Origin of the sequence: Pseudomonas sp. OV546, assembly GCF_900116845.1 — a bacterium.
In the GTDB taxonomy this organism is placed as follows: Bacteria; Pseudomonadota; Gammaproteobacteria; order Pseudomonadales; family Pseudomonadaceae; genus Aquipseudomonas; species Aquipseudomonas petroselini.
On the sequence record NZ_FPCE01000004.1, the window covers coordinates 1 to 12,616 of the forward strand.

Here is a 12,616-nt window from a genome sequence, read left to right on the forward strand (position 1 = left end):
GAGGCGAATTCTACAGCGTTACACGCTGCTGTCAACACCTCTTTTTCTCCGCTTTCGACCGAGAGGATCGAAACGTTAATAGAGCCAAACAACACTGCTCTACCAACTCCTTCTGGGCCTCGATGAACTGAAGCAACTCGCTGTCGAACCCTGCGTAACTCTTTGTTTACCAAGCAGTTTTCCGTTTCGACTGCGCCGGAAGTGGGGCGAATTATAGACTTCCAGAATCTGCCGTCAACACCTTTTTTCACATTTCTGTCATATCGGTCAAAAAGCGCTCAAAAACGCAAAAGCCGGCCCCAAGGGGCCGGCTTTCTAGCACACCTTACAGGCTAGGGAAGGCAAACTGCGACGCTTCATGGCTGGCCCGTTGCGGCCAACGCTGTGTAATCGCCTTGCGACGGGTATAGAAACGCACCCCATCCGGCCCATAGGCATGCAGGTCGCCAAACAGCGAACGCTTCCAGCCACCAAAGCTGTGATACGCCACCGGCACCGGCAGTGGAACGTTAACGCCCACCATGCCCACTTCAATCTCATCGCAGAATAGACGCGCCGCTTCACCATCACGGGTGAAGATACACGTACCGTTACCGTATTCATGGTCGTTGATCAGTTGCATCGCCGCTTCCAGGCTCGCCACCCGCACCACGCACAGCACCGGCCCAAAGATCTCTTCTTTGTAGATACGCATTTCAGGCGTCACATGATCAAACAGACTGCCCCCCAGGAAGAACCCCTCTTCATGGCCCGCAACACTCAGCCCACGGCCATCCACCACCAACTTGGCGCCCGAAGAAACACCGTCTTCTATATAGCCACTGACTTTGTCACGCGCCTGACCGGTCACCAACGGCCCCATATCCAGACCACAAGAGGTGCCCGCACCGATCTTCAACGCCTTGACCTGCGGCACCAGCTTGGCGATTAACGCGTCCGCCACCTGGTCACCCACGCACACAGCCACCGAGATCGCCATGCAACGCTCACCGCAGGAACCGTACGCCGCGCCCATCAAAGCACTGACGGCGTTATCCAGGTCCGCATCCGGCATCAGTACCGCGTGGTTCTTCGCGCCACCCAGTGCCTGTACGCGCTTACCGCGTTTGGTCGCTTCGGAATAGATGTACTCGGCAATCGGCGTCGAGCCCACGAAGCTCAGCGCTTTCACTTCCGGCGCTTCGATCAGCGCATCCACAGCGCCCTTGTCACCGTGCACCACGCTCAGCACGCCTTTAGGCAGACCCGCCTCCTGCAGCAGTTGTGCGATCAAGAGCGTCGAACTCGGATCACGCTCCGAGGGTTTCAGGATGAAACAGTTACCGCAGACAATCGCCAGCGGGTACATCCACAACGGCACCATCGCCGGGAAGTTGAACGGCGTGATACCAGCCACTACCCCCAGCGGCTGGAAATCCGACCATGCATCAATGTTCGGCCCTACGTTACGGCTGTACTCGCCCTTCAGAATCTCCGGCGCCGAGCACGCGTACTCAACGTTTTCGATCCCACGCTTCAGCTCACCGGCGGCGTCTTCCAGCGTCTTACCATGCTCTTCGCTGATCAACTGCGAGATACGCGCTTCGTTCTGTTCCAGCAATTGCTTGAAACGGAACATCACCTGAGCACGTTTGGCGGGCGGGGTATTACGCCAAGCCGGGAACGCCGCCTTGGCCGAGTCGATCGCCTGTTGAATGGTTTCACGGCTGGCCAACGGCACCTGGTGGATCACCTGCCCGGTGGACGGGTTATACACGTCGGCACTGCGACCGCTGTCGTTGACCAACTCGCCGTTGATCAAATGCTGGATAAGGCTCATGCAGGGCTCCTGAAAAGTTGTTCTATATAGAAGGAGAAATCAGTCGATCTTGTTCAGCACTTCGCCGACCGCATCGAACAGGCGATCCAGGTCCTGCGGCTTGCTGTTGAAGGTTGGCCCGAACTGCAGGGTGTCGCCACCAAAACGCACGTAGAAACCGGCTTTCCACAAGGCCATGCCGGCCTCAAAGGGGCGCACGATCGCATCACCGTCACGCGGGGCAATCTGGATAGCGCCCGCAAGCCCGTAGTTGCGGATGTCGATGACGTTCTTGCTGCCCTTCAGGCCATGCAGCGCATTCTCAAAGTGCGGGGCGACTTCGGCGACGCTCTGCACCAGGTTTTCCTTCTGCAACAGCTCCAATGCAGCCAGGCCGGCGGCGCAGGCTACCGGGTGCGCCGAATAGGTGTAGCCGTGCGGAAACTCAACTGCGTACTCCGGCGTCGCCTGGTTCATGAACGTCTGATAGATCTCGCTGCTGGCGATCACCGCGCCCATCGGGATGGCGCCGTTGGTGACTTGCTTGGCGATGCACATCAGGTCCGGGGTCACGCCGAAGCTGTCGGCACCGAACATCGAGCCGGTACGGCCGAAACCGGTGATCACTTCATCGAACACCAGCAGGATGTTGTGTTGATCGCAGATCTCACGCAGGCGCTTGAGGTAACCCTGAGGCGGCACCAGCACGCCAGCGGAACCCGCCATCGGCTCGACAAACACCGCAGCGATGTTCGACGCATCGTGCAATTCAATCAGCTTGAGCAGCTCATCGGCCAACGCGATACCGCCCTGCTCCGGCATGCCGCGGGAGAAGGCATTGCTTGCCAGCAACGTGTGCGGCAGATGGTCAACGTCCATCAAGCCCTGGCCAAATAACTTACGGTTACCGTTGACGCCACCCAGGCTGGTACCGGCGATGTTCACACCGTGATAACCACGGGCGCGGCCGATCATCTTGGTCTTGGTGGCCTGACCTTTGAGGCGCCAGTACGCACGCACCATTTTCACCGCGGTATCGGCGCACTCGGAGCCGGAATCGGTGAAGAACACATGATTCAGGTTGCCAGGGGTCAGGTCGGTGATCTTTTCCGCCAGTTGGAAGGACAACGGATGACCGTACTGGAAGCCCGGCGAGTAGTCCAAAGTCCCCAGTTGCTTGGCGACCGCTTCCTGGATCTCCTTACGCGTGTGCCCGGCGCCGCAGGTCCACAGGCCCGACAACGAGTCATACACCTTGCGCCCCTTGTCATCAATCAACCAACTACCTTCAGCCGCCACGATCAGGCGCGGGTCTCGCTGAAAGTTACGGTTGGCCGTGTACGGCATCCAGTGAGCGTCCAGCTTCAATTGGCTGGCCAGGGACGATGGGGCGTTTTCGGGCATGTTCATCAGCAAAACCTCGCAAGGCAAAAGGCAGCGTCGGGATTGAAAGAGCGTTGTTGCAGCTAAATTGCCACGGCGATAAAGTCGGTGAAATCCAACTCTTCTAACCTTCAGTCAGGCCTTCACTAAACTATGAGCAGCCGTCGACCCGATCCCCTGGCGCAAGTCAGCGACTTTGATATCCGCCTGCTGCGCATCTTCCGCAGCGTGGTGGAGTGCGGGGGCTTTTCGGCGGCGGAAACCGTGCTGGGCATCGGGCGTTCGGCGATCAGCCAACAAATGAGCGATCTTGAGCAACGGCTCGGATTAAGACTGTGCCAACGCGGCCGCGCCGGGTTCTCCCTGACCGAAGAGGGTCGCGAGGTCTACCAATCGGCCCTGCAACTATTAAGTGCCTTGGAAAGCTTTCGCACCGAGGTCAACGGCCTGCACCAGCATCTGCGCGGGGAACTGATCATCGGCCTCACCGACAACCTCGTCACTCTGCCCCATATGCGCATCACCCACGCGCTCGCGCAATTGAAGGAGCGCGGCCCGGACGTGCAGATCCAGATCCGTATGATCGCCCCCAACGAAGTTGAACAAGGCGTACTCGACGGCCGCCTGCATGTCGGCGTGGTGCCCCAGGCCAGCGCCCTGTCGGGGTTGGAATACCAGCCGCTGTACAGCGAGCGTTCACTGCTCTACTGCGCGGTGGGCCATCCGTTGTTCTATGCCGAAAACAAGCAGCTGGACGATGCACGCATCGATGCCCAGGACGCCATCGCCCCGACCTTCCGCCTGCCCGCCGAGATCCAGGCCCATTACCAAGTCCTCAACTGCACCGCCAGCGCCTCCGACCGCGAAGGCATGGCCTTCCTGATCCTCACCGGTCGCTACATCGGCTACTTGCCCGATCACTACGCCAGCCTGTGGGTACAACAAGGCCGACTGCGTGCGCTGAAACCGGCTACACGTTTTTACGATTTGAGCCTCGCATCGGTCACGCGCAAGGGCCGTCGCCCCCATTTGGTGCTGGAAAGCTTCCTCGAAAGCCTGGCAGCAACGCGCTAACCCAGGTCTTTTGTGAAAAGCTGAGCAACTGGACAGCTTTTTGCAAGCGCACAAGGACCTAGAACCGTCCGACTCGAGTTTGCCCCCCATGCCACCAGAAACCTCCAGCCCCAGCGACCTTATCTACGGCCTCAACGACCGGCCGAAACCTGCCCCGGCCTTCCTCGCTGCACTGCAACACGTGCTGGCCGCCTTTGTTGGCATCATCACCCCGCCGCTGATCATCGGTTCTACCTTGGGACTCACCGCGCATTTACCGTACCTGATCAGCATGGCGTTGATGGTTTCCGGTGTGGGCACCTTCATCCAGGCGCGTAGGCCATTTGGTATCGGCGCCGGGATGATCTGCCTGCAAGGCACCAGCTTCGCGTTCCTCGGCGCAGTGCTGTCGGCGGGCTTCCTGGTGAAGCAACGCGGCGGCAGCCCGGAAGACATCATGGCGATGATCTTTGGCGTGTGCTTTTTCGGCGCCGCGGTGCAGATCGTGCTGAGCCGATTCATCGGTCAACTGCGTCGGGTCATCACGCCGCTGGTGACCGGGATTGTCATCACCCTGATAGGCATCAGCTTGATCAAGGTCGGCATCACTGACCTTGGCGGCGGTTTCAACGCCGCCGACTTCGGCGCACCCACCAACCTGGCGCTTGGTCTGTTCGTGGTGTTGACGATCATCCTGCTCAACCGCTCCAACACGCCGTGGGTACGCCTCTCGGCCATCATCATCGGCCTGGCCCTAGGCAGCCTGGCCGCCTGGTTCAGCGGCAAACTCGTGCCCCAAGCCCTGCCCGACCTGCCGCTGGTGAGCCTGCCGATTCCGTTTCGCTTCGGTTTCAACTTCGACTGGAGCGCTTTCCTGCCGATCGCGCTGATTTATCTGATCAGCAGCATAGAAACCGTCGGCGACCTCACCGCCAACTGCATGATCGCCCGCCAGCCCATCAGCGGCCCTTCCTATATAAGCCGGCTCAAGGGCGGCGTACTCGGCGATGGCGTGAGCTGCATGATCGCCGCCACCTTCAGCGCCTTCCCCAACACCACCTTCGCGCAAAACAACGGCGTGATCCAACTCACCGGCGTGGCCAGCCGTTACGTCGGCTTATATATCGGCGTGGTGTTGTTTGGCCTGGGCCTGTTTCCGTTGATCGGCGCAGTGCTGCAGCAAATCCCCAAACCGGTACTGGGCGGCGCAACCCTGGTGATGTTCGGCAGTGTGGCCGCCGCCGGCGTGCGCATCCTCGCCCAGGCACCGCTGGACCGGCGCAGCATGCTGATCATCGCCACGTCGTTTGGTGTCGGCCTGGGCATCGCCGCCCAACCGAACCTGCTGCACTTGATGCCCATGCTGGTGCAGAACCTGTTCGATTCGGCCATCACCAGCGGCGGGCTCACAGCCATCGTGTTGTGCCTGTTATTGCCGGAAGCCAAAGCCGCCCGTGCTGACGCAAACCACACAACGGAAAGCGACACACTGGAACCGCTTTGACGGTTTTATTGCATCAGGACTTGTCTGAGGCTTGAGGGTGGGTTATCTGTGCACACGTCGTCTCTATCGATCAGCACGGAAACCTCCATGAGCCTCGAAGTTCCTGCCCACAGCAACCAAGCCGGTAAACCCGCCAGCCGCATTCGGCAAAAGAACGAACAAGCGATTCTCCAGGCTGCTGAAGACGAGTTCGCGCGCCATGGCTACAAAGGCACCAGCATGAACACCATCGCGGCCAGTGCCGGGCTGCCGAAGGCCAATCTGCACTACTACTTCACCAACAAGCTGGGCCTGTATATCGCAGTGCTCAGCAATATCCTCGAACTGTGGGACAGCACCTTCAACGCGCTGACCGCCGAGGATGATCCGGCCGTGGCCCTCACCCGCTACATCCGCACCAAGATGGAATTCTCACGGCGCCAACCCCAGGCTTCACGGATCTTCGCCATGGAGATCATCAGCGGCGGTGAATGCCTCACCGAATATTTCAGCCAGGATTACCGCGCCTGGTTCAGCGGCCGCGCGGCCGTGTTCCAAGCCTGGATCGACGCTGGCAAGATGGACCCGATAGACCCCGTGCACCTGATCTTCCTGCTGTGGGGCAGCACCCAGCACTACGCCGACTTCGCCACCCAGATCTGCCGCGTCACCGGTCGCACCAAGCTGACCAAGCAGGACATGGAAGACGCCGGCACCAACCTGATCCACATCATTCTCAAGGGCTGTGGCATCAAGCCCGCCTATTAAACGAAGCGACTTATGCCTTTCACGCTCACCGGCCTTTGCGAGTTTCGCGAAGAAATACGCAAAAGCCGCTTTATCACCCTCGCCGCCCCGATCACCAGCCCGCAAGACGCCCAGGCGTTTTTCGAGCAGTACAGCGACCTGAACGCCACGCACAATTGCTGGGCCTGGAAACTTGCCGACCAATACCGCAGCAATGACGACGGCGAACCCGGCGGCACCGCCGGACGGCCGATCCTGGCGGCCATCGAGGCACAGGGTTTTGATCAGGTTGCGGTGCTGGTGATTCGCTGGTACGGCGGCATCCAGCTGGGAACCGGCGGTCTCGCCCGTGCGTATGGCGGCGGCGCGAATAAATGCCTGCAAAATGCCGAACGCATCGAACTGATCAGCCGCGTCCCGCTGAGTTGCGCCTGTGGGTTCGCCGAGCTGAACCTGGTGAAATTGCGCGTTGCTGAACTGGGCGGGCTGGTGATTGAAGAAACCTTCACCGCCAACGGCGTCGAGTTGCAGCTCGCCTTGGGCGAAGCCCATATCGACACCCTGCAAACTCAACTCGCCGACCTCAGCCGTGGGCGTATCCTGCTACACCGCTGAAACTGCTAACGTTGCACTCCCTGAACCGCGACTCCAAAGGAAGCTTTTCATGTCTACGCCAAAAACCGCATTGATCATCGGCGCCTCGCGCGGGCTGGGCCTTGGCCTGGTCAAGCAACTGCTTCAGGACGGTTGGGACGTGACCGCCACCGTGCGTGATCCGAGCAAGGCCGATGCCCTGAAAGCCGTTGGCCCGGTCCAGATCGAAAAACTCGACATGGACGACCAGCAAGCCGTGATCGCCCTGGCCCAACGCCTCAAGGAACGCACCTTCGACCTGCTGTTCGTCAACGCCGGCGTCAAAGGCCCTGCCAATCAGGAGCCGGGGCACGCCACCCTGGCCGAAGTCGGCCAATTGTTTTTTACCAACGCCGTGGCGCCGATCAACCTGGCCCAGCGCTTTGTCGGGCAGATCCGCAAGGACAGCGGCGTACTGGCTTTCATGAGTTCGGTATTGGGCAGCGTAACCATCCCCGACGGCTCCGACCTGGCGCTGTACAAAGCCAGCAAGGCCGCGCTCAACTCCATGACCAACAGCTTTATCACCCAGTTGGGTGATCACAAGTTGACCGTACTGTCGTTGCACCCGGGCTGGGTGAAGACCGATATGGGCGGCGAAAACGCGCACATCGACGTGGACACCAGCGTGCGTGGCCTGGTTGACCAAGTGAACGCCTACACTGGCAAAGGCGGTCATCACTTCATCGATTACAAAGGCGACACCATCGCGTGGTAACCACCGAGGATGAACAGGTGGAAGGGAGGGGGGCTTGCTCCCTCCCACACTGAACGCGCTGTATTCCTACAGGTAGACCAGATCTCGAACTACACGTAATCTACGCACCTCGCCCTCCCCGGCGACCCTGGATCAGCAGACAGGGCAACACTGAGCTGGCAAACCTGAACCCATCATTCAGAGGAGCCGGCCAATGCCTGCGACCCGTATCTGGTTAAAAAACCCCCTCGCCATTTTCACTGCCAACGGCCTCGACGCCCGTGGCGGCCTGGTGCTGCAAGACGGTGTGATCAGCGAAGTACTGGCCCAAGGCCAAGCACCCGCACAACCCTGCACCCAAGTGTTCGATGCGCGTGAGCATGTGGTCCTGCCAGGGCTGATCAACACTCACCATCACTTCTACCAAACCCTGACCCGCGCCTGGGCGCCGGTGGTCAATCAACCCTTGTTTCCCTGGTTGAAAACCCTGTACCCGGTATGGGCACGGCTGACCCCGGAAAAACTTGCCCTGGCGTCCAAGGTGGCACTCGCAGAATTGCTGCTCTCGGGCTGCACCACGGCGGCTGACCACCACTACCTCTTCCCCGACGGCCTGGAAAACGCCATCGACGTGCAAGTCGACAGCGTGCGCGAATTGGGCATGCGCGCCATGCTCACCCGCGGTTCCATGAGCCTGGGCGAAGCCGACGGTGGCCTACCGCCGCAACAGACCGTACAACAAGGCCAAGTCATCCTCGAAGACAGCCAGCGCCTGATCCGCGAATACCACCAACGCGGCGATGGCGCACACATCCAGATTGCCCTGGCACCCTGCTCACCGTTTTCCGTCACCCCGGAAATCATGCAAGCCAGCGCCGAACTGGCAAACACCCTGGATGTGCGCCTGCACACTCACCTGGCGGAAACCCTCGACGAGGAAGACTTCTGCCTCCAACGTTTCGGGCTGCGCACCGTGGACTACCTCGACAGCGTCGGCTGGCTCGGCCCGCGGACCTGGCTGGCCCATGGCATTCACTTCAACCCGGATGAAATTGCGCGCCTGGGCGCCGCCGGCACCGGTATCTGCCACTGCCCAAGCTCGAACATGCGCCTGGCGTCCGGCATCTGCCCGACCCTGGACCTGCTCGCTGCGGGCGCGCCCATCGGCCTGGGCGTGGACGGTTCCGCCTCCAACGACGCGTCGAACATGATCCTCGAAACCCGCCAGGCCTTGTATATCCAGCGTCTACGTTATGGCGCGGAAAAAATCACCCCGGAAGGTGTACTTGGCTGGGCGACCAAAGGCTCGGCGCAGTTACTCGGGCGTACGGATATCGGTGAGTTGGCTGTCGGCAAACAGGCCGACCTGGCGCTGTTCAAGCTCGATGAGCTGCGCTTCTCCGGCAGCCACGATCCGATCTCGGCACTGCTGTTGTGCGGCGCTGATCGGGCAGATCGGGTAATGATCGGCGGCACGTGGCGCGTAATCGATGGCCAAGTCGAAGGACTGGATCTGAAAGGCCTGATCGCCGATCACAGCCAGGCAGCGAAACAACTGATCGCCGGAACCTAAGCCAAACACAGGTCAAAATGTGGGAGGGGGCTTGCCCCCGATAGCGGTAGTTCAGCCGATACATGTACTGGCTGACACTCCGTCATCGGGAGCAAGCCCCCTCCCACCTTCGTTTTTGTGGTGGTTTGAAGAACCGGTTACAACCCCAGCAGCGACAACATGATAAAGGTCGCAAACAACACAAAATGCGTCATCCCCTCAATGGCATTGGTTTCGCCATCGTTGAGGTTGATCGCGCTGACAATCAGCGTGATAAACACCATCACCGTTTGTACCGGCGTCATCGCCATCTGGAACGGCTGGCCGGTGTAGAGCGCCATGGCCTCCATCACCGGCACCGTCAAGATCACCGTCGACAACGATGCACCCAACGCGATATTCACCACCGACTGCATGCGGTTCGCCAACGCAGCGCGCAACGCGGTCAAAATCTCCGGCGCCGCCGAAATAGCCGCGACCACGATCGCCGTGATCACCGGCGGCGCCCCCGTACCTTCCAGGCCCAGGTCGAGCGTCTTGGACATCACCTCGGCCAGCGCGCCAATCACGATCACCCCGAACACCAGGGTGCCTATGGAGAACGCCAGGTTGACCGACGGTGCGTCCTGCTCTTGCGGCTGCTTCTTACGGCGTTTTTCCGGATAGCTGTAGCTGAAAAAATAACTGTGCGGCCCCACCTGCATGCGCAGGAACAGGGTGTAAAGCACCACCATCGCGCCAATGGTGAAGGCCGAGTAAATTTTCCAGTCGGCTTCGGGAATAAATTCCGGCACCACCATCGACACGCCCATGGCGGTGAGGATCATCACGCTGTAGGTGCGCGCCGAATCGTCATTGTAGGATTGTTCGCCATGCTTGATGCCGCCCATCAGCGCGGCCAGGCCGAGAATCCCGTTGATGTCGAGCATCACCGCCGAGTAGATGGTGTCGCGCACCAGGGTGGGCGACGGTTCATTACTCATCATGATCGCCAGGATCACCACTTCCACCAGCACCGCAGCGAGCGTGAGGATCATGGTGCCGTAGGGGTCGCCGACCTTTTCCGCCAGTTGCTCGGCGTGATGAGCCACGCGCATCGATGCCACGACGATAAAGCCGATCAGCGCCACGCCGGCCAGCAGCGCCACCATTTGCCCGCTATGGAGCATCCAGTGCTCCAAAGGGTAGGCGGCGATGGCGGCAATCAGCGCCAGCAGCATGAATTTTTCTTGCTTGAGGGATGTGAGCATTACGGGCCTTTTAGTACGGCAAATCAGTCATTGATGGGGTACAGACTGCGCCAAGCCGCTAATGTTTCGTTACACCTTAGTTCACACGGCCCTTGCGTAAATAAAAGCAAAACTCTCCTGCTGGTCAGGTTTTGCCGATTATTTCGGCCATGGCCTGTAGAATGCCGCCATTGCACCTGATGAGAATTTAGAAAATGTACGATTGGCTCAACGCCCTGCCCAAGGCTGAACTGCACCTGCACCTGGAAGGCTCGCTGGAGCCGGAGCTGCTGTTCGCCCTGGCCGAGCGCAACAAGATCGCGCTGCCGTGGAACGACGTCGAAACCCTGCGCAAGGCCTACGCCTTCAACAACCTGCAAGAGTTTCTCGACCTGTACTACAAGGGCGCCGATGTGCTGCGCACCTCCCAGGACTTCTACGACCTCACCTGGGCCTACCTGCTGCGTTGCAAAGAGCAGAACGTGATCCACACCGAACCGTTCTTCGACCCGCAAACCCACACCGACCGTGGTATTCCGTTCGAAGTGGTGCTGAACGGCATCGCCGCTGCGCTGAAAGATGGCGAGCAGCAGTTGGGTATCACCAGCGGTTTGATCCTCAGCTTCCTGCGCCACCTGAGCGAAGCCGAAGCCGAGAAAACCCTCGACCAGGCCTTGCCGTTCCGTGATGCGTTCGTGGCCGTGGGCCTGGACAGTTCGGAAATGGGTCACCCGCCGAGCAAGTTCCAGCGTGTGTTCGACCGTGCCCGCCACGAAGGCTTCCTCACCGTGGCCCACGCCGGCGAAGAGGGCCCGCCCGAATACATCTGGGAAGCCATCGACCTGCTGAAAATCCAGCGCATCGACCATGGCGTACGCGCCATCGAAGACGAGCGCCTGATGCAGCGCATCATCGACGAACAGATTCCGCTGACCGTGTGCCCACTGTCCAATACCAAACTGTGCGTGTTCGACGACATGGCCCAACACAACGTCCTCGACATGCTCGAGCGCGGCGTGAAGGTCACGGTGAACTCGGATGACCCGGCCTACTTCGGCGGTTATGTCACCGAGAACTTCCACGCGTTGTACACCTCGCTGGGCATGACCCAGGACCAAGCCAAACGCCTGGCGCAGAACAGCCTGGATGCGCGTCTGGTCAAGCCATAAGCCTCACTCACTGAGTGAATGCAGGCTAACTGTGGGAGCGAGCACGTCGCACCGCCGCTCCCACAACGGCTAAGCATTGCCCTCTGCCGCCACCGCGCAGGATCACGCAGGTATGGCCAATCGGGTGATTTCCAACTGCTCGAGATCATTGACCTGCAACGCCTGTGACTCGTTGATCACGCTGATCCAATTCGACTGTAAAAACAGTTGCAACAACCCCGCCCCCAACGCACCGCCCAAGTGCGGCTGCTGCTGGCTCCAGTCGAAACAGTTACACACCAGCGGCGACGCCAGCGCCTGGGTGAAAATACCCAGGCCTGCCAAATGCTGCGCGCCCTTTACCGTGACATCGGTACGTTGCTCGTAGCGCTCGATCCACCCCGCCTCCAGCATATGTTGATACAGCTGCGCTCCCAGCTCGCCGCCTAGGTGCCCATGGCACAGCCGGGCATGGCGCAACGACGGCGGGGCCGCCAGCGGTTGCGGTAACGTGTCCGGCGCACTGCGTACGGCGCAGGCCATGGTGGTCCTGGCCATGGCATTGATGGCGGCGCTGACATCAGGCGCGGCCACGCGAAACAAGCGCTTGCCACGCCGGGCCTCCACCCGCAACAAACCACCCGCGGTCAGTCGCGCCAGATGCGCATTGGCGGAGGTCGCCGATAACCCGGTGAGCGTCGCCAACTCTACCGGCGACTTGGCCGAGCCATCCATCAAGGCCCACAGCATGGCGGTGCGTTTGGGCTCGGCGAGCAAGCTGGCGATCTGACTGATACAAGGCGCTGCTTCCATCTTTCACTCCCTGTCGATTTATTGTTCTGATGAGGTTGGCGCCAAAGTATAGGGGCGCCCACCCGCAGTTCCACCGCGTC

Annotated in this window: 11 protein-coding genes; 7 read left to right on the forward strand and 4 right to left on the reverse strand. The window is 60.2% G+C overall.

Annotation, left to right across the window (positions count from 1 at the left end):
* Positions 1-325 precede the first annotated feature (325 nt).
* Together BM403_RS10485 and BM403_RS10490 are read right to left on the reverse strand one after the other, a co-directional pair.
* On the reverse strand, positions 326-1,819 hold the full coding sequence (locus BM403_RS10485) for a CoA-acylating methylmalonate-semialdehyde dehydrogenase (protein WP_012722054.1): 1,494 nt from the start codon (positions 1,817-1,819) through the stop codon (positions 326-328).
* 39 nt (positions 1,820-1,858) lie between these two features.
* Positions 1,859-3,208, reverse strand: a complete 1,350-nt coding sequence (locus tag BM403_RS10490) for an omega-aminotransferase AptA (protein WP_012722053.1) — start codon at positions 3,206-3,208, stop codon at positions 1,859-1,861.
* Positions 3,209-3,334: 126 nt separating this feature from the next.
* Here BM403_RS10490 and BM403_RS10495 point away from each other — a divergent pair, with 126 nt between their 5' ends.
* The 6 genes from BM403_RS10495 (at position 3,335) to BM403_RS10520 (ending at position 9,367) form a co-directional block, all read left to right on the forward strand.
* On the forward strand, positions 3,335-4,255 hold the full coding sequence (locus BM403_RS10495; RefSeq protein WP_093542710.1) for a LysR family transcriptional regulator: 921 nt from the start codon (positions 3,335-3,337) through the stop codon (positions 4,253-4,255).
* A gap of 88 nt (positions 4,256-4,343) precedes the next feature.
* Complete coding sequence (locus BM403_RS10500) at positions 4,344-5,738, forward strand: uracil-xanthine permease family protein (protein ID WP_093542712.1); 1,395 nt, start codon at positions 4,344-4,346, stop codon at positions 5,736-5,738.
* Positions 5,739-5,825: 87 nt separating this feature from the next.
* Positions 5,826-6,485, forward strand: coding sequence for a TetR/AcrR family transcriptional regulator (locus tag BM403_RS10505; protein ID WP_012722050.1), 660 nt, complete (start codon positions 5,826-5,828; stop codon positions 6,483-6,485).
* Positions 6,486-6,497: 12 nt separating this feature from the next.
* Entirely contained in the window at positions 6,498-7,079 is a 582-nt protein-coding gene (locus BM403_RS10510; protein WP_012722049.1) for an IMPACT family protein, read from the forward strand.
* A gap of 49 nt (positions 7,080-7,128) precedes the next feature.
* A complete protein-coding gene (locus BM403_RS10515) occupies positions 7,129-7,815 on the forward strand; it encodes an SDR family oxidoreductase (protein WP_012722048.1) in 687 nt (228 codons plus the stop codon).
* A 193-nt stretch (positions 7,816-8,008) separates the two neighbouring features.
* The gene (locus BM403_RS10520) at positions 8,009-9,367 is read left to right on the forward strand and encodes an 8-oxoguanine deaminase (protein ID WP_093542714.1); all 1,359 of its coding nucleotides are present in this window, start codon (positions 8,009-8,011) and stop codon (positions 9,365-9,367) included.
* Positions 9,368-9,504: 137 nt separating this feature from the next.
* Here BM403_RS10520 and BM403_RS10525 read toward each other — a convergent pair whose 3' ends face one another.
* Positions 9,505-10,596, reverse strand: coding sequence for a calcium:cation antiporter (locus BM403_RS10525; protein ID WP_012722046.1), 1,092 nt, complete (start codon positions 10,594-10,596; stop codon positions 9,505-9,507).
* 194 nt (positions 10,597-10,790) lie between these two features.
* Here BM403_RS10525 and BM403_RS10530 point away from each other — a divergent pair, with 194 nt between their 5' ends.
* Positions 10,791-11,744 (forward strand): adenosine deaminase, encoded by a 954-nt coding sequence (locus tag BM403_RS10530; RefSeq protein ID WP_093542716.1) that lies wholly within the window; start codon positions 10,791-10,793, stop codon positions 11,742-11,744.
* A 102-nt stretch (positions 11,745-11,846) separates the two neighbouring features.
* Here BM403_RS10530 and BM403_RS10535 read toward each other — a convergent pair whose 3' ends face one another.
* Positions 11,847-12,536, reverse strand: coding sequence for an ArsR/SmtB family transcription factor (locus BM403_RS10535; RefSeq protein WP_046033990.1), 690 nt, complete (start codon positions 12,534-12,536; stop codon positions 11,847-11,849).
* Positions 12,537-12,616 lie beyond the last annotated feature (80 nt).